This is a genomic window from Leifsonia sp. NPDC080035 (genome assembly GCF_040050925.1).
Lineage (GTDB): Bacteria > Actinomycetota > Actinomycetes > Actinomycetales > Microbacteriaceae > Leifsonia.
Genome location: NZ_CP157390.1, coordinates 1,644,047 through 1,661,240 on the forward strand (window position 1 = coordinate 1,644,047; position 17,194 = coordinate 1,661,240).

Annotated in this window: 11 protein-coding genes and 3 rRNA genes; 12 read left to right on the forward strand and 2 right to left on the reverse strand. The window is 65.7% G+C overall.

Going from position 1 to position 17,194, the window contains the following annotated elements; translation table 11 throughout:
• The first annotated feature begins 3 nt into the window (after window positions 1–3).
• From ccsB to AAME72_RS08145, 6 genes are all read left to right on the forward strand, one after another.
• Window positions 4–1,095, forward strand: coding sequence for a c-type cytochrome biogenesis protein CcsB (gene ccsB, locus AAME72_RS08120; RefSeq protein WP_348789735.1), 1,092 nt, complete (start codon window positions 4–6; stop codon window positions 1,093–1,095).
• Between the two features lie 686 nt (window positions 1,096–1,781).
• Window positions 1,782–3,305: ribosomal RNA gene (locus tag AAME72_RS08125) — 16S ribosomal RNA — on the forward strand.
• 428 nt (window positions 3,306–3,733) lie between these two features.
• Window positions 3,734–6,846: ribosomal RNA gene (locus AAME72_RS08130) — 23S ribosomal RNA — on the forward strand.
• Window positions 6,847–6,980: 134 nt separating this feature from the next.
• A 5S ribosomal RNA gene (gene rrf / locus AAME72_RS08135) occupies window positions 6,981–7,097 on the forward strand.
• The 16S, 23S and 5S rRNA genes sit together here, the layout of an rRNA operon.
• A gap of 891 nt (window positions 7,098–7,988) precedes the next feature.
• Entirely contained in the window at window positions 7,989–8,828 is an 840-nt protein-coding gene (locus AAME72_RS08140) for a hypothetical protein (protein WP_348789736.1), read from the forward strand.
• Complete coding sequence (locus AAME72_RS08145) at window positions 8,803–9,819, forward strand: HAD-IIA family hydrolase (protein ID WP_348789737.1); 1,017 nt, start codon at window positions 8,803–8,805, stop codon at window positions 9,817–9,819. Before AAME72_RS08140 ends, AAME72_RS08145 begins: the two co-directional genes overlap by 26 nt.
• Before the next feature lie 19 nt (window positions 9,820–9,838).
• Here the strand turns inward: AAME72_RS08145 and AAME72_RS08150 are convergent, their stop codons facing one another.
• Complete coding sequence (locus AAME72_RS08150; protein WP_348789738.1) at window positions 9,839–10,831, reverse strand: o-succinylbenzoate synthase; 993 nt, start codon at window positions 10,829–10,831, stop codon at window positions 9,839–9,841.
• 55 nt (window positions 10,832–10,886) lie between these two features.
• Here AAME72_RS08150 and AAME72_RS08155 point away from each other — a divergent pair, with 55 nt between their 5' ends.
• Genes AAME72_RS08155 through AAME72_RS08165 form a run of 3 tightly spaced genes read left to right on the forward strand, consistent with a single transcriptional unit; the run spans window position 10,887 to window position 13,998 of the window.
• Window positions 10,887–11,798: a 1,4-dihydroxy-2-naphthoyl-CoA synthase gene (locus AAME72_RS08155; protein ID WP_348789739.1), complete on the forward strand. Its 912-nt coding sequence runs from the start codon at window positions 10,887–10,889 to the stop codon at window positions 11,796–11,798.
• 14 nt (window positions 11,799–11,812) lie between these two features.
• On the forward strand, window positions 11,813–12,988 hold the full coding sequence (locus tag AAME72_RS08160; protein WP_348789740.1) for an AMP-binding protein: 1,176 nt from the start codon (window positions 11,813–11,815) through the stop codon (window positions 12,986–12,988).
• 26 nt (window positions 12,989–13,014) lie between these two features.
• Window positions 13,015–13,998: a 1,4-dihydroxy-2-naphthoate polyprenyltransferase gene (locus AAME72_RS08165; RefSeq protein WP_348789741.1), complete on the forward strand. Its 984-nt coding sequence runs from the start codon at window positions 13,015–13,017 to the stop codon at window positions 13,996–13,998.
• A gap of 25 nt (window positions 13,999–14,023) precedes the next feature.
• Here AAME72_RS08165 and AAME72_RS08170 read toward each other — a convergent pair whose 3' ends face one another.
• Window positions 14,024–14,329, reverse strand: a complete 306-nt coding sequence (locus AAME72_RS08170) for a DUF4229 domain-containing protein (protein WP_348789742.1) — start codon at window positions 14,327–14,329, stop codon at window positions 14,024–14,026.
• Between the two features lie 42 nt (window positions 14,330–14,371).
• On the opposite strand from AAME72_RS08170, the gene AAME72_RS08175 reads away from it, so the two are divergent.
• From AAME72_RS08175 to AAME72_RS08185, 3 genes are all read left to right on the forward strand, one after another.
• Complete coding sequence (locus tag AAME72_RS08175) at window positions 14,372–14,725, forward strand: PLD nuclease N-terminal domain-containing protein (protein WP_348789743.1); 354 nt, start codon at window positions 14,372–14,374, stop codon at window positions 14,723–14,725.
• On the forward strand, window positions 14,718–16,520 hold the full coding sequence (menD, locus tag AAME72_RS08180) for a 2-succinyl-5-enolpyruvyl-6-hydroxy-3-cyclohexene-1-carboxylic-acid synthase (RefSeq protein ID WP_348789744.1): 1,803 nt from the start codon (window positions 14,718–14,720) through the stop codon (window positions 16,518–16,520). The genes AAME72_RS08175 and menD overlap by 8 nt, the downstream gene beginning before the upstream one ends.
• 127 nt (window positions 16,521–16,647) lie before the next feature.
• Window positions 16,648–17,193, forward strand: coding sequence for a thioesterase family protein (locus tag AAME72_RS08185; RefSeq protein WP_348790104.1), 546 nt, complete (start codon window positions 16,648–16,650; stop codon window positions 17,191–17,193).
• Window position 17,194: the final 1 nt, after the last annotated feature.

Genomic DNA, 17,194 nt, shown 5'->3' on the forward strand with positions numbered 1-17,194 from the left:
ACTGTGACCGAGACTCTGTCCACCCTCTCCACGGTGTTGATCTACGTGGCGATGGGGTTCTACGCGGCGGCGTTCATCGCCTTCGCGCTCGACCTCGCCCGCCGCAGCGCGCGAGTGACCGCCGCCGAGGCGGCATCCGTCCCGAGCGCAGTCGCCAGGCGGGCGGAGGTCGCGGCACCGGTCGGCGCCGGGGCGACCATCGGTTCGTCGACCACCTCTGTCGGCGGCCCGCCCGCGTCGGGAGCAGCGTCCACGCCGCCGCCGTCGTCCGCGCTCGGCCGGCTCTCCTCGCGGATCAGCTCGCGCGTCGAGGACGAGGTGATGAACGGCGCCGAGTCGTCCGCCTCGATCCGCTGGGCGTTCGGCCTGACCATCGCCGGTTTCGCCTTCCACCTGGTGGCCACCGTCCTCCGTGGCATCGCGGCCGCGCGCGTCCCGTGGGCCAACATGTGGGAGTTCTCGATGACGGGGACGCTCGTCATCGTCGGGGTGTTCCTGGTCGCGAACCTCAAGTGGCCGATCAAGTACCTCGGCACGTTCATCGTGGGGTTGGTGCTCGTCCTGCAGGGCATCGCGCTGTTGCGCTACTTCGTGCCGGTGGTCCCGCTGCAGCCGGCGCTCCAGTCGTACTGGCTCGTCATCCACATCATCGTGGCCGTGCTGGGCACGGCGTTCTTCGCACTGGGCTTCGCCCTATCGGGACTGCAGCTGCTGCAGTACCGCCGGGAGCGTCAAGTTGAGGAGTCCCGCCCGCAGCAGTTCCGGTTCCTCGCGACGCTGCCGAGCTCGGTCGCGCTCGAGAACCTGGCGTACCGGATCAACATCGTCGGCTTCATCGCCTGGACCTTCACTCTGATCGCCGGAGCCATCTGGGCGGAGAAGGCGTGGGGTCGTTACTGGGGCTGGGACACGAAGGAAGTCTGGACGTTCATCATCTGGGTGATCTATGCCGGCTACATCCACGCGCGTGCGACGCGTGGATGGCGAGGATCCCGCTCCGCGTGGCTGGCCATCATCGGCTTCGCCGCGGTGCTGTTCAACTTCGGCATCGTCAACGTGTTCTTCCACGGACTGCACGCCTACTCGGGTCTCTGACCCGAAAGCCCGCTTTCACCTCCGCCCCGGTTCTTTCCAGAGCCGGGGCGGATGCGTTTAACGCGCGGTCTTGCGACGTCGGCGGACGCAGATCCGCGGAATCACGCGGAAGTGGCGTGCGACACGCCCGGGATGCGGGCCGGATTTGCGGGCCTCTGGGGACCTGCGTAAAGTACTTACTTGTCACCCCAAAGGTGCGGGAGAGCGGAAGAGCTCCCCGGCCTCAAGCGGGACCGAATCCTTAGCCTAGCGGCAAATCTCAACTTGAAAGAGTTGCTTTGTTGCGCTTAGGATTAACACCCCACTCACTGAGCAGGTCTAACCGGTTCGGGTCGTGCAAATCGGATGTATCCCACGATGGATGAACGAAAGAGCGCGAAACGGCCGACTTGACAAACTGACTGAGAGTGGTAAGGTAGAGAAGTTGCCTCACAGAGAAGCCCGAGAGGGTTGAAGGTGAGAGCGTCCGATCCTTGAGAACTCAACAGCGTGCACAATGTCAAATGCCAAACAACCTCGGCATTGACCTAAGACCTCGGTCTGAAAGTCGATGCAAGAGATTCCTTTGGATTAGATAACGAATGTCAGACATTCGAATTTAGTCAAGACAAACTCGCAGTGAGAAGAGATATTCCTCTCCGATCCTGCACTATGTTTCCAGACGCTTGCGTCTTGGAGCTAAACATTTTACGGAGAGTTTGATCCTGGCTCAGGACGAACGCTGGCGGCGTGCTTAACACATGCAAGTCGAACGATGAACCAGGAGCTTGCTCTTGGGAATTAGTGGCGAACGGGTGAGTAACACGTGAGTAACCTGCCCTTGACTCTGGGATAACCTCCGGAAACGGAAGCTAATACCGGATATGACGTACGGAGGCATCTCCTGTACGTGGAAAGAACTTCGGTCAAGGATGGACTCGCGGCCTATCAGGTAGTTGGTGAGGTAACGGCTCACCAAGCCTACGACGGGTAGCCGGCCTGAGAGGGTGACCGGCCACACTGGGACTGAGACACGGCCCAGACTCCTACGGGAGGCAGCAGTGGGGAATATTGCACAATGGGCGCAAGCCTGATGCAGCAACGCCGCGTGAGGGATGACGGCCTTCGGGTTGTAAACCTCTTTTAGTAGGGAAGAAGCGAAAGTGACGGTACCTGCAGAAAAAGCACCGGCTAACTACGTGCCAGCAGCCGCGGTAATACGTAGGGTGCGAGCGTTGTCCGGAATTATTGGGCGTAAAGAGCTCGTAGGCGGTCTGTCGCGTCTGCTGTGAAATCCCGAGGCTCAACCTCGGGCCTGCAGTGGGTACGGGCAGACTAGAGTGCGGTAGGGGAGAATGGAATTCCTGGTGTAGCGGTGGAATGCGCAGATATCAGGAGGAACACCGATGGCGAAGGCAGTTCTCTGGGCCGTAACTGACGCTGAGGAGCGAAAGCGTGGGGAGCGAACAGGATTAGATACCCTGGTAGTCCACGCCGTAAACGTTGGGCGCTAGATGTGGGGACCATTCCACGGTTTCCGTGTCGCAGCTAACGCATTAAGCGCCCCGCCTGGGGAGTACGGCCGCAAGGCTAAAACTCAAAGGAATTGACGGGGGCCCGCACAAGCGGCGGAGCATGCGGATTAATTCGATGCAACGCGAAGAACCTTACCAAGGCTTGACATACACGAGAACGCCCTAGAAATAGGGAACTCTTTGGACACTCGTGAACAGGTGGTGCATGGTTGTCGTCAGCTCGTGTCGTGAGATGTTGGGTTAAGTCCCGCAACGAGCGCAACCCTCGTTCTATGTTGCCAGCGCGTAATGGCGGGAACTCATAGGAGACTGCCGGGGTCAACTCGGAGGAAGGTGGGGATGACGTCAAATCATCATGCCCCTTATGTCTTGGGCTTCACGCATGCTACAATGGCCGGTACAAAGGGCTGCAATACCGTAAGGTGGAGCGAATCCCAAAAAGCCGGTCTCAGTTCGGATTGAGGTCTGCAACTCGACCTCATGAAGTCGGAGTCGCTAGTAATCGCAGATCAGCAACGCTGCGGTGAATACGTTCCCGGGCCTTGTACACACCGCCCGTCAAGTCATGAAAGTCGGTAACACCCGAAGCCGGTGGCCCAACCCTTGTGGAGGGAGCCGTCGAAGGTGGGATCGGTGATTAGGACTAAGTCGTAACAAGGTAGCCGTACCGGAAGGTGCGGCTGGATCACCTCCTTTCTAAGGAGCATCTGGCACAACGTTGGTTTTACCGACGGAAGTGTCCAGGCGCCGGATCTGAGCGAACGTCTCAGCCGGTAGCTCATGGGTGGAACATTGACATTGGTGCGGAGCCGAACAGCTCGAACTCAGTACGCCTCTTCGGAGGAAGGAACGGTTCGGACCCGGAAGCCCCGCACATGCACGCTGTTGGGTCCTGAGGGACCGGGCCTCATCGAACGATGAGAACTGGGAACTCGGACCTTTTCTTGTTGGTCATAACTCGGCCGGCGGAAAAGGTACCGCCCGTACTTTGAGAACTACACAGTGGACGCGAGCATCTTAGATTCGAACCTTCGGGTTCGGATCACAAAGATGATCTGATTTATTAGATCATTGGTCAATCTGCTCACCTTCGGGTGAGCCGATCGATTCTAAAACTCATGTGATTTCAAGTTTCCAAGAGCAAACGGTGGATGCCTTGGCATCTGGAGCCGAAGAAGGACGTAGTAATCTGCGATAAGCCTCGGGGAGTTGATAAACGAACTTTGATCCGAGGATTTCCGAATGGGGAAACCCCGCTGGGCCCGTAAGGTGACCCAGTGACTCCCGCCTGAATATATAGGGCGGGTAGAGGGAACGTGGGGAAGTGAAACATCTCAGTACCCACAGGAAGAGAAAGCAAAAGCGATTCCGTTAGTAGTGGCGAGCGAAACCGGAAGAGGCTAAACCGATCATGTGTGATAGCCGGCAGGCGTTGCATGGTCGGGGTTGCGGGACTTTTCAGCAGCTTCTGCCGAACTGCAAGCGTTACAGAGGATCATAGGCGAATGGCATTGAAAGGCCAGTCATAGAGGGTGCCAACCCCGTAGCCGAAATGGTCCAATGGCGCGAAGAGTATCCCAAGTAGCACGGGGCCCGAGAAATCCCGTGTGAATCTGTCAGGACCACCTGATAAGCCTAAATACTCCCAGATGACCGATAGCGGACAAGTACCGTGAGGGAAAGGTGAAAAGTACCCCGGGAGGGGAGTGAAATAGTACCTGAAACCGTTTGCTTACAAACCGTTGGAGCCTCCTTGTAGGGGTGACAGCGTGCCTTTTGAAGAATGAGCCTGCGAGTTAGCGATATGTGGCGAGGTTAACCCGTGAGGGGTAGCCGTAGCGAAAGCGAGTCTGAATAGGGCGATTCAGTCGCATGTCCTAGACCCGAAGCGAAGTGATCTATCCATGGCCAGGCTGAAGCGACGGTAAGACGTCGTGGAGGGCCGAACCCACTTAGGTTGAAAACTGAGGGGATGAGCTGTGGATAGGGGTGAAAGGCCAATCAAACTTCGTGATAGCTGGTTCTCTCCGAAATGCATTTAGGTGCAGCGTTGCGTGTTTCTTGCCGGAGGTAGAGCTACTGGATGGCCGATGGGCCCCAAAAGGTTACTGACGTCAGCCAAACTCCGAATGCCGGTAAGTGAGAGCGCAGCAGTGAGACGGTGGGGGATAAGCTTCATCGTCGAGAGGGAAACAACCCAGACCACCAACTAAGGTCCCTAAGCGCGTGCTAAGTGGGAAAGGATGTGGAGTTGCACAGACAACCAGGAGGTTGGCTTAGAAGCAGCCACCCTTGAAAGAGTGCGTAATAGCTCACTGGTCAAGTGATTCCGCGCCGACAATGTAACGGGGCTCAAGCACGCCACCGAAGTTGTGGCATTGACATTATTGGTAGGCCTTCGTGGTCCAGCCGTGTTGATGGGTAGGAGAGCGTCGTGTGGCGAGTGAAGCGGCGGTGTAAACCAGCCGTGGACGCCACACGAGTGAGAATGCAGGCATGAGTAGCGAAAGACGGGTGAGAAACCCGTCCTCCGAAAGACCAAGGGTTCCAGGGCCAGGCTAATCCGCCCTGGGTAAGTCGGGACCTAAGGCGAGGCCGACAGGCGTAGTCGATGGACAACGGGTTGATATTCCCGTACCGGCGAAGAACCGCCCAAGCTAATCCAGTGGTGCTAAGAGTCCTAATCCTGGACACGGATCCCTTCGGGGTGAAGGTCCGGGCCTAACGCTCGACCCCATGCTGGTGCGGCTAGCGTATTAACAGGTGTGACGCAGGAAGGTAGCTGTACCGGGCGATGGTTGTCCCGGGGTAAGGATGTAGGGCAAGAGATAGGCAAATCCGTCTCTTACATAGCCTGAGATCTTATGCATAGCCGTCAAGGCGAATTCAGTGATCCTATGCTGCCGAGAAAAGCATCGACGCGAGGTTCAAGCCGCCCGTACCCCAAACCGACTCAGGTGGTCAGGTAGAGAATACCAAGGAGATCGAGAGAATCGTGGTTAAGGAACTCGGCAAAATGCCCCCGTAACTTCGGGAGAAGGGGGGCCTGAGGCGTGAAGGGATTTACTCCTGGAGCGTTTGAAGGCCGCAGAGACCAGTGGGAAGCGACTGTTTACTAAAAACACAGGTCCGTGCCAAGTCGCAAGACGATGTATACGGACTGACGCCTGCCCGGTGCTGGAAGGTTAAGAGGAAGGGTTAGCTTCGGCGAAGCTCAGAATTTAAGCCCCAGTAAACGGCGGTGGTAACTATAACCATCCTAAGGTAGCGAAATTCCTTGTCGGGTAAGTTCCGACCTGCACGAATGGCGTAACGACTTCCCAGCTGTCTCAACCGCGAACTCGGCGAAATTGCACTACGAGTAAAGATGCTCGTTACGCGCAGCAGGACGGAAAGACCCCGTGACCTTTACTACAGCTTGGTATTGGTGTTCGGTGTGGCTTGTGTAGGATAGGTGGGAGACTTTGAAGCGGGCACGCCAGTGTTCGTGGAGTCATTGTTGAAATACCACTCTGGTCACTCTGGATATCTAACTTAGAACCGTAATCCGGTTCAGGGACAGTGCCTGGTGGGTAGTTTAACTGGGGCGGTTGCCTCCCAAAAAGTAACGGAGGCGCCCAAAGGTTCCCTCAACCTGGTTGGCAATCAGGTGTCGAGTGTAAGTGCACAAGGGAGCTTGACTGTGAGACTGACAAGTCGAGCAGGGACGAAAGTCGGGACTAGTGATCCGGCAGTGGCTTGTGGAAGCGCTGTCGCTCAACGGATAAAAGGTACCTCGGGGATAACAGGCTGATCTTGCCCAAGAGTCCATATCGACGGCATGGTTTGGCACCTCGATGTCGGCTCGTCGCATCCTGGGGCTGGAGTAGGTCCCAAGGGTTGGGCTGTTCGCCCATTAAAGCGGTACGCGAGCTGGGTTTAGAACGTCGTGAGACAGTTCGGTCCCTATCCGCTGCGCGCGTAGGAAATTTGAGAGGATCTGACCCTAGTACGAGAGGACCGGGTTGGACGAACCTCTGGTGTGCCAGTTGTTCCGCCAGGAGCACCGCTGGTTAGCTACGTTCGGGATGGATAACCGCTGAAAGCATCTAAGCGGGAAGCCGGCCTCAAGATGAGATTTCCATGCCTTCGGGCGAGAGGCTCCCAGCTAGACTACTGGGTTGATAGGCCGGATGTGGAAGTGGGGACTAAAGACCCATGGAGCTGACCGGTACTAATAAGCCGATAACTTGATAATCACCACTCTCATACTGTTGTAAGGCTGGTATGAGGGGCCATGAGATTGCACGCGTCCACTATGTGGTTCTCGATGTACGGTCGAGAACTGATTCAAGCGAAGCTTGATCGTTCACTTTGATACATCAATAGTGTTTCGGCGGCCATAGCGAGAGGGAAACGCCCGGTTACATTCCGAACCCGGAAGCTAAGACTCTCTGCGCCGATGGTACTGCAGGGGGGACCCTGTGGGAGAGTAGGACACCGCCGGACTTCTTTGTGAGATGGCCACCCAGTGATGGGTGGCCATTTCGCGTTAACAGGTCTTTTCCGCGTCCCGGGCGATACGCCGGCGCGGACCACGCACGTAGGCTGGGAGGATCCCGGCACCGAGGAGAAGTCGTGAGCGATACACCGGCAGACGACGACAGGAACGGCCGTCCGGCCGACCGCGCACGGCGTGACGACCGTCGTGGGCCGCGCGATGGCGGTGCCGGCGGACGTTCCGGCGGTCCACGAGAGGGTGGCGCGCCCCGTTCCGGTGCTCCGCGCTCCGGGGCTCCGCGCGATGGTTACCGAGGTCGAGACGGCCGCGGGACCGGTCGCCCGACCGGCGACGGCCGTTCCAGCGGTGCTCCCCGCCGCGGTTCCGGCGGAGACGAGCGACCCGCCCGGGGCCAGCAGGGAGGCTACCGCGGACGCGATGGTCAGGGCGAGGGCACTGCCCGCCCGAGCCGCGGCGGCAGCGCTCCGCGCGCCGGGCGAGACGACCGCGGAGACCGCGGCTACCGCGGCGGTGACGGCGGAAGGGACCGCCAGCCACGCGGAGGCTCTGAGCGAGGAGGCGCCCCGGCGTCTCGCGGAGGCTACCGCGGCGGCGCGTCGGGCACGGGCGATCGCCGCGAGTACGGCCGTCCCGGCTCCGGCGCGGAGCGTCGTAGCGGAGGCACGGCGGGGTCCGGCTCCCGTGGAGGCGGAGGCGGAGGAGCGAAGCGCGACGGTTACGGCTCGGGCGGCGCCCGGGGCGGCTCCGGACGTGGCGATCGCCGCGACGACGAGAAGCTCTGGACCAGGGGCGGCAAGCCCGCCCGCGGTGACCGCGATGCACGCACGCTCTCCGCTCAGGAGGAGCAGGAGGCCGCCCGCGCCAGGGAGCTGCGGTCCGTGCGGCCGCGGCACGACGATCCCGAGGTCCCCGACAGCATCGAGGCCCGGCAGCTGGACAAGGGCGCGCGGGTCGAGCTCAAGACGCTGAGCAAGGACAACGCGGATTGGGTCGCTCGGCACCTGGTCATGGTGTCCCAGCTCATCGAGGACGACCCCGAGCTCGCGCACCTGCACGCGCTCTCCGCGGCTCGACGCGCCGGACGCATCGGTGTGGTCCGAGAGACACTGGCCATCACCGCGTACGCCACCGGCGACTTCGCGCTCGCGCTGCGCGAGCTCCGCACCTACCGGCGCATCACCGGCCTGAACGACCAGATCGCCCTGATGGTGGACAGCGAGCGAGGCGTCGGACGCCCCGACCGCGCGCTCGAGCTCGGCCGGTCGGTCGACCGCTCGACGCTGCCCGCCGAGGTGCAGGCCTCGCTCGCGATCGCCATGTCGGGCGCGCGTCTCGACCTGAACCAGCCCGAGGCGGCCCTGGCGGAGCTCGAGATCCCGCAGCTCGACCCGGACCGCGCGTTCAGCTGGAGCCCCGACCTGTTCCACGCCTACGCGGAGGTTCTGGAGGAGCTCGGGCGGGATGAGCAGGCCGCCACCTGGCGGGACCGCGCCGACCGCGCCGAGGAAGCGCTGGCTCAGGCGCACGCGGATGACGAGCTCGAGACGATCCACGTCATCGAGGAGGAGTACGACGTCATCTTCGAGGCGGAGCCGGACGAGCCCGCGGTCGAGTCTGCCCCGGCGGTCGAGGCTGTGCCGGACGAGGGTGACGAGCGCGAGACCCGCGACGACCAGGAGGGCACGCCGGACGATGGCACTGTTCCGACGCAAGAGTGAGAACGCGACGCCCCTGGACGGCGTCGATCTGCTGCTGGCCGACCTGGACGGTGTCGTCTACAAAGGCCCCGACGCCATCCCGTTCGCTGTCGAGAGTCTCAACAGCGCCGCCGAAACCGTGCGAGTCGGTTACATCACGAACAACGCGTCCCGCACGGACGCCGCTGTCGCGTCGCACCTGAGCGACCTCGGCCTCGCTGTTCGGCCGACGGACGTCGTGACCTCGCCGCAGGCCGCGGTCCGGCTGCTCGGCTCGCACATCGCGGCGGGTTCGACGGTGCTCGTCATCGGCGGCGACGGCCTCGTCGACGAGGTGCAGAAGGCGGGCTTCTCCGTGACCCGGTCGGCGGAGGACGACCCCGCCGCCGTCATCCAGGGCTTCTCTCCCGAGGTCGGTTGGCAGCATCTCGCCGAGGCGGCGTTCGCGCTTCAGGGACGCACGGAGGCCGAGCGTCCCTGGATCGCGACCAACACCGACTGGACGATTCCCGTCGCCCGCGGCATCGCGCCGGGGAACGGGACGCTCGTGTCCGCCGTGCACACGGCGGCGGGACGGCTGCCGCTGGTCGCAGGGAAGCCAGAGGTCGCGATCTTCGAGGAGGCGGTCGCGCGCTTCAGCGCCGACAAGCCGCTCTTCATCGGCGACCGGCTGGACACGGACATCCTGGGTGCCAACCGGGCCGGAATCGACTCGGTGCTCGTGCTCACGGGCATCGACGGCGCGAAGCAGCTGATCGCCGCCGACGCGGACTCCCGGCCGACCTACATCCTGCGCGACCTGCGCGGGTTGAGCGAGCCGTACCCCGAGACCGTCACCGCGCGGAACGGCGCTGTGACCGTGGGGGACTCCACCGTCGCGATCGACGGCAATGACGTGCGCATCCTCAAGGAGGGCGACGAGCTCGATCTGCTCCGCGCCGCGTGCGCGGCCATCTGGAACTCGGGACGCGCGATCTACGGACTCGAGGTGCCGGTGCGGCTGTACGCCTGAGCGACGCTGGGCGCCGGCGTCAGAGCGCCGCCGTGCGCTCCAGCACCCGGTAGCAGCGCCGGACCCGCTCGAGCCACCAGTCGCGACGCTCGGCGGGCGCTTCGAGTTCCGCGAGCCGACCGGCGTCGACCGCGGGGCGCGCGACGGGGATCCCCCCGGCCACGGGTAGGAGCGGCTCCTCGGCGACGTCCTGGACGAACATCGCGACGGTGCCGAGGCCGCAGTCGAAGTCCAGCTCGGGGACGGACGCGGCAAGGTGCGCCCCCATCGCGATGCCGACCGAGGTGTCGATGGCGCTCGAGACGACGACGGGAAGGCCGGCCTCCGCGACGATCCGCAGCGCGGAGTGGATGCCGCCGAGCGGTTGCGCCTTCACGATGAGGATGTCCGCCGCCCCCGCCCGAGCGACGGCGAGCGGGTCGCTCGCCTTGCGGACGCTCTCGTCCGCTGCGATCGGGATGCCCATGTACTTCGTCCGACGGCGGATCTCCGCCAGCTCGTCGATGCCGGCGCACGGCTGCTCGACGTACTCCAGGTCGAACGGCGCGAGGGCGTGGATGGCGTGCTCGGCCTCGTCCACGTTCCACAGCGTGTTCGCGTCCACACGGAGGCGACCCTCCGGGCCGAGCTGCTCTCGCACGGCGCGGACCCGCGCGACGTCGTCGGTCAGCGACTGGCCGGGCTCTGCCACCTTCACTTTGGCGGTCCGTGCTCCCGGGTAGCGTGCGAGGACACCGGGGACCGCGTCCGCGGGCACGGCGGGGACGGTCGCGTTGACCGGGAGCCTGTCGCGGAGCAGGGCGGGCGCCGCGCGCCAGCCGAAATCGATCGCGGCGTGCAGCCATGACGCCGACTCGTCGTCGTCGTACTCGAGGAACGGCGAGAACTCCGTCCAGCCCTCGGGGCCTTCGAACAGCACGGCCTCACGTTCCGTGATCCCCCGGAAGCGCGTCCTCATCGGCAGGCGGACGACTCTTGCACTCCCCAACAGGTCGACGAGTTCCGGCGTCATTCCACAAGTCTGGCACGGGTCCTCCGCGCGCAGCGGACGATCGTAGGCTGGATGCATGTCAGCGAACGTCTCAGAACTCTTCGATCCCGCCGTGTGGAACCCCGTGCCGGGCTTCGAGGGCCTCAGCGACATCACCTACCACCACGACGTATCGGGACGGATCGCGCGGGTGGCGTTCAACCGGCCGGAGGTGCGCAACGCGTTCCGGCCGCACACGGTCGACGAGCTTTACGCGGCGCTCGAGGACGCCCGGACGAACCCGCGGATCGGCGTCGTGCTGCTCACCGGCAACGGCCCGAGCCCGAAGGACGGCGGCTGGGCGTTCTGCTCGGGCGGCGACCAGCGGATCCGAGGCCGGGACGGCTACAAGTACGCGGAGGGTGAGACGGCGTCCAGCATCGACTCCGCCCGGAGCGGCCGGCTGCACATCCTGGAGGTGCAGCGCCTGATCCGGTTCATGCCAAAGGTGGTCATCGCGGTCGTGCCGGGGTGGGCCGCGGGTGGCGGCCACTCGTTGCACGTGGTGTGCGATCTGACGATCGCGAGCGCCGAGCACGGACGGTTCAAGCAGACGGACGCCGACGTCGGCTCGTTCGACGCCGGCTACGGCAGCGCCTACTTCGCGCGCCAGGTCGGGCAGAAGGTCGGTCGTGAGGTCTTCTTCCTCGCTCGCGAGTACTCGGCGCAGCGGGCGTACGAAATGGGAGCCGTGAACGCGGTCGTGCCGCACGCCGAGCTCGAGGCGACCGCTCTGGACTGGGCGAACGAGATCCTCACCAAGTCGCCGACCGCGATCAGGATGCTGAAGTTCGCGTTCAACGCGGTAGACGACGGGATGGTCGGCCAGCAGGTGTTCGCGGGTGAGGCGACGCGGCTCGCTTACGGGACTGACGAAGCGGTCGAAGGGCGGGACGCGTTCCTCGAGAAGCGGGAACCTGACTGGTCGCCGTTCCCCTGGCAGTACTGAGCGGGAGGCGCACCATGCGATCACTGCGGGTGGTCGACGCGACTCGGCCGATCGACGTCTTCGAGGCGCTGCGCGACGCGCTCGGCGGCGGCGGTCCGGCGGTGGTGCCGCGGGAGGGCGTCGCGCGGGCGACGGACTGGCCATCCGCCGACGAGCGGGTCGCGCAGAACGTCGCGCTCGTGATCGAGACGTCTGGTTCCACGGGGCGTCCGAAACGTGTGGCCCTGTCGGCGGACGCTCTGCTCGCCAGCGCCGCCGCGTCCGCCGGCGCCATGGGCGGGCAAGGGCAGTGGCTGCTCGCGCTGCCGGCGCACTACGTCGCGGGAGCGCAGGTCCTCGTGCGCTCGCTCGCTGCCGAGACCGAGCCCGTCCCGTACGGCGACGGCCATTTCGACCCGCAGCGGTTCGCCGATGCGGCGGCCCTGCTCGAACACGACTACCGCTACACCTCGCTCGTGCCCGTCCAGCTCGCTCGGCTCGTGGAGGCTGCGGAGGGTGGAGCACGGGAGGTGGCGCGGGCGCTGCGCCGGTTCGACGGGATCCTCGTGGGCGGCCAGGCGCTGCCGCCCGCGCTCCGCGAGCGCGCCGAAGCGGCCGGGGCGCGAATCCTGAGCACCTACGGGTCCAGCGAGACGGCGGGCGGGTGCGTGTACAGCGGCGTCCCGATCGGGACCACGGTTGTGAGAGAGGTGGACGGGCTGCTCGAGATCAGTGGGCCGTCGCTCGCGGAAGGCTATCTCGGCGACCCGGACCGCACCGCTGCGGCCTTTCACGAGGAGGGCGGAGCCCGGTGGTATCGCACGGGCGACCTCGGAACGGTCGAGGACGGGCGCGTGACGGTGCTCGGCAGGTCGGACAACGTGATCATCTCCGGCGGTGAGAAGGTGCTGCTCGACACGGTGGAGCGGGTCGTCCACGCGGTTCCCGGCTTCGCAGGAGCCGTGGTCGTCGCGGCCGACGACGCCCAGTGGGGACAGGTGCCGGTGGTCGTCGTCGCCGGGGCCCCGGAGATCGGGCTCGACGACCTGCGCGTCCGGGTCGCCGACCAGCTCGGCCGCGCCGCAGCCCCGGCGCGGATCGTCACCGTGACCGTCATGCCTCGGCTGAGCAGCGGGAAGCCGGATCGCCAGGCCGCCGCGCGGATCGCCGGGGTGGGCGGCGGTGCGGCCGTCGCGGACACGGGTACATAGGCCTTCTTGTTAAGATTCGCACTGTGATGAGCCAGAACAAGCCTCGAATGCAACGGATGGCACCGCCGCCCGCGCGCGGACCCCGCGGCGGCAAGAGCGGCCGTCCCGGCGCCGCTCGCGCCGCGGCCAAGCCGGCCACCGCCGCCGACTGGATCGCGGGGGCACGGCTGCGGACGCTCCCGCTCGCGGTGGCTCCTGTGCTCATCGGTGTCGGCGCGGCGAAGGTCGCGGAGGGCGCCGGGATCTGGCACCCGATCCGGTCGCTGCTGTGCCTCGCCGTCGCCGTGCTGCTGCAGATCGGCGTCAACTATGCGAACGACTACTCGGACGGAATCCGTGGCACGGACGAATACCGCGTCGGTCCCGGCCGGCTCACCGGTTCGGGGAAGGCGGCGCCTCGGAAGGTGCTGACCGTCGCGCTCGTGTTCTTCGGGCTCGCGGCAGTTGCCGGCCTGATCCTGGTCGTCCTCACCCTGCAGTGGTGGGTCATCCTGGTGGGCGCCGCGGCGATCGCCGCCGCCTGGTTCTACACCGGCGGCAAGCGACCCTACGGCTACTACGGTCTCGGCGAGCTGTTCGTGTTCGTCTTCTTCGGACTCGTCGCCACCGCGGGCACCACGTACATGCTGGCCGGCGTCGTGAACCAGGAGTCCTGGTTCGGCGCGATCATCGCGGGACTCATCGCCTGCGCCGTGCTGATGGTCAACAACATCCGCGACATCGAGCCCGACCGGCTGGCCAGGAAGCGCACGTTGGCGGTGCTGCTCGGCCGGGTGGCGTCCCGGGTCGCGTTCTGCGTGTTCCTGTTGGTGCCGTTCGGCATCCTCGCGGTGCTCGCGGTGTTCTACCCGCTCGCCTGGTTCGGGATGTTCGCCCTGCTCGCCGCGCTCCCGGCGTGCGTCATCACGATCTTCGCCCGGACGCCGCGCGAACTCATCACCGCGCTGCAGCTCACCAGCTTCACGGGGCTGCTGGTCGCGATCGCGCTCGGGGCAGCCTACGCGTTCTGACCCTGCGCAGGTCGGGCTCGACCGGTCAGGCCGAGCGGTCGGACCGGTTCGGGTCGTTCGGCGCGGACTCCGCCGCGTCGACCGCCGCATCCTCGTCGTCGTCGTCGGCCGACGTCGCCGGCGTGTCCCGATGGCGCGCGGCGTACAGGTCGGACGAGACCGCGTTGCGAGGTCGGCTCAGGAAGATGTACGACAGGCAGAGGCCGATCAGGGCCGCCGCGATCACCGAGGCCCACCACACCACGCCGAGGAGAAGCAGCACGGCGAGCGGCACCGCGAACACCAGGAGGCGCAGCACGGTGTAGGTCAACCAGGAGGGAATCCGCTTCACCCTCCCAGCTTAGGCACCGCGTCTGAGAGTTACGATTGACGCATGGTTCGCCTCTGGATAGTCCTCGGCGTCGCGGCCGCGGTTTTCTACATCTATTCGGTGGCAGACTGCGCTCTCTTCGACCGTTCCCGGGTGCGCGGCCTTCCGAAGCCCGTGTGGCTGCTCGTGATCATCATCTTCCCGGTCATCGGTGGAATCCTCTGGTTCCTGATCGGGCGCGGCCGGCGCCGTGCGGAGAGCGAGCGCCGGATCGTCGCCCCGGACGATGACCCCGCCTTCCTCGGCAAGCTGCGGCTCGACCACGACCAGGAGGAGCGCATCCGGCAGCTCGAGAAGGAGCTCGCCGAGCTCGACGACAACGGACCCGACGACCAGACCGGCCGCCGGGATGCCTGACGCCCGGATCCCGGGCGCTCCCGTCGACCAGAGCACGAGTGCGCCCCTCCCGCGCATCCCGCTCACGCAGAATCCCGCCACGGATGTCGCGCTCGCACTGCTGACGGGGTTCGTCCGTGCGGGCGTGCGGCACATCGTCATTAGCCCCGGCTCGCGTTCCCAGGCGCTCGCGCTCGCCGCGGCCGAGCTCGAGCGGAACGGTTCGGCGCGCCTGCATGTGCGCATCGACGAGCGTGTCGGCGGGTTCCTGGCGCTCGGCATCGGACGCGAGTCCGGCGCCCCCGCGGTCGTCGTGACGACCAGCGGGACCGCGACCGCCAACCTGCATCCCGCTGTGCTCGAGGCCCACGAGGCGGGAGTCCCGCTCATCGTCGTCACCGCGGACCGCCCGGAGGAGCTGCGCGGCATCCGGTCGAACCAGACGACGCGGCAGGTCGGGATCTACGGTGACGTGATCCGCTTCGCCCGCGACGTCCCGGCGCCCGAGGGCGGCGAGGCGGAGCTCGTCGAGGCCGACCGGGTCGCGCTCGCCGCGGTGCGTGCGGCCGTGGGAGCCGACGACGCCGATCCCGGCCCCGTGCATCTCAACGTCGCCTTCAGGGAGCCGCTCTCTGTCGCCGTGCCCGCACTCGATCGCATCGAGCCCGCTGACGTACCCGCGATCGCGCCTGCTTCCGCTCTCGGTCGCGACACCGTGGAGCTCCAGGACGGCCCGCGCACCGTCGTCATCGCCGGGGCGGACGCCGGGCCGGAAGCGGAGGGGTTCGCGCGTGCGGCGGGAGTCCCGCTGCTTGCGGAGGTGTCGAGCGGTGCCCGGTTCGGGCCGAATCTCGTCGTCGTCTACCGCGAACTGCTCCGCGACGAGGCCTTCGGTGGACGGGTGGAGCGCGCCGTGGTGTTCGGGCATCCGACGCTGAGCCGCGAGGTCCCCGCACTGCTGACCAGAACGGACGTCGAGGTGATCGTCGTCGCGCCGAGCGGACGACAGGTCTATAACCCCGGGCGCCGCGCGCGCGTGGTCGGCGCGATCCGCCCGCCGGCCGACGTCGACCTGCGGTCGCCGGAGGTGCGCGCGTGGGTCGGGAGCTGGGTGTTCGCGAGCCGCCGGATCGTCGAGGCTGCCGAAAGCGCTGCCGATCCTGCCGCGGCCGCCCCCGACGTCGAGAAGGCACGCTCGTACGATCCCGCCGATGCCCTCGCGTTCGCGAAGGCCGAGCTGGCGGCCGTCCGCGCGCCCGTCACCCGCGCCTTGCTCGCCGAGGCCCTCTGGCGGTACACCTGGCCGCATGACCGCCTGGTCATCGGCGCATCCCGGCTCATCCGCGACGTCGACAGGATCGTGCCCGGCAAGCGGATCCCGGTTCACGCCAACCGCGGGCTCGCGGGAATCGACGGCACCATCGCCACGGCGACCGGGATCGCGGTCGCCGGCCAGGCCGCGGCGGCCGAGGACGGGTCGGCAGCGGGCATCACCCGGGTGCTGCTCGGGGATCTCGCGCTCCTGCACGACGCCGGCGCCCTGCTCGGGGTGACCGGCGAGGCGCGCCCGAACCTGCAGGTCGTGGTCGGCAACGATGGTGGAGGCACCATCTTCGACTCCCTGGAGGTCGCGTCCACGGCGCCGGCGACCGCGTTCGATCGGGTGCAGTACACGCCGCAGACCGTCGACGTGGCGTCACTGGCGCGCGCCTACGGCTGGGACCATCGGATCGCGCGGACCAAGGGGGAGCTCGACCAGGCGCTCTCGGCGCCGCCGGTGGGTGTCAGCCTTGTCGAGGTCCCGCTCGAGCGCTGAGCCGCATCCCAAGCCGCAGCTCGCAGCCGTGCGCACAATCCGGGTCGTCCGAGACACCGGCGCGTTGGAGAGTGTCGACAACAGACGTTGCGATCCGTTGGCGCATCGCTAGCATGACCGCGTGCACATGATCTTCCGGACCCTGCTCCACTTCTTCCTCTCCCGGTTCGGGCCGCGGCTGCGGCACTGGGACGTCGCGCGCACGAAGTTCCGCGTGCTGCCGACGGACCTCGACATCCTGAAGCACATGAACAACGGGGTGTACCTGTCGATCGCCGATATCGGCCGGTTCGATCTGCTGGTGCGCAACGGGGTCTGGCAGATCTTCAAGGACCGCGGCTGGTACCCGGTGGTCGCGTCCGAGACCATCTCGTTCCGCAAGTCGCTGGAATTGTGGCAGACGTTCGTGGTCGAGTCGCGCATCCTCGGCTTCGACGAGAAGGCGGTGTACCTGGAGCAGCGGTTCACCGTCGACGGCGAGATCTACACTCAGGCGTTCATCCGGGGGCGTTTCCTCAAGCGCGGCGGCGGCGTGGTGTCCATCCCCGAGCTGCTGGAGGCCGTCGGGCCGGCGCCGACCGACGTGACCGTGCCGGAATGGCTGCTGCAGTGGGGATCGGACGCGGCCCTCCCGTCCACACGCGCCGAGGCGCCGAGCGTCTGGAGCGAGTGAG

Coding starts and splice junctions, on each gene's coding strand:
- AAME72_RS08145 (WP_348789737.1), top strand. CDS start 8,803: ATGGCACTGTTCCGACGCAAGAGTGAGAACGCGACGCCCCTGGACGGC.
- AAME72_RS08150 (WP_348789738.1), bottom strand. CDS start 10,831: ATGACGCCGGAACTCGTCGACCTGTTGGGGAGTGCAAGAGTCGTCCGC.
- AAME72_RS08155 (WP_348789739.1), top strand. CDS start 10,887: ATGTCAGCGAACGTCTCAGAACTCTTCGATCCCGCCGTGTGGAACCCC.
- AAME72_RS08160 (WP_348789740.1), top strand. CDS start 11,813: ATGCGATCACTGCGGGTGGTCGACGCGACTCGGCCGATCGACGTCTTC.
- AAME72_RS08165 (WP_348789741.1), top strand. CDS start 13,015: ATGAGCCAGAACAAGCCTCGAATGCAACGGATGGCACCGCCGCCCGCG.
- AAME72_RS08175 (WP_348789743.1), top strand. CDS start 14,372: ATGGTTCGCCTCTGGATAGTCCTCGGCGTCGCGGCCGCGGTTTTCTAC.
- menD (WP_348789744.1), top strand. CDS start 14,718: ATGCCTGACGCCCGGATCCCGGGCGCTCCCGTCGACCAGAGCACGAGT.
- AAME72_RS08185 (WP_348790104.1), top strand. CDS start 16,648: ATGATCTTCCGGACCCTGCTCCACTTCTTCCTCTCCCGGTTCGGGCCG.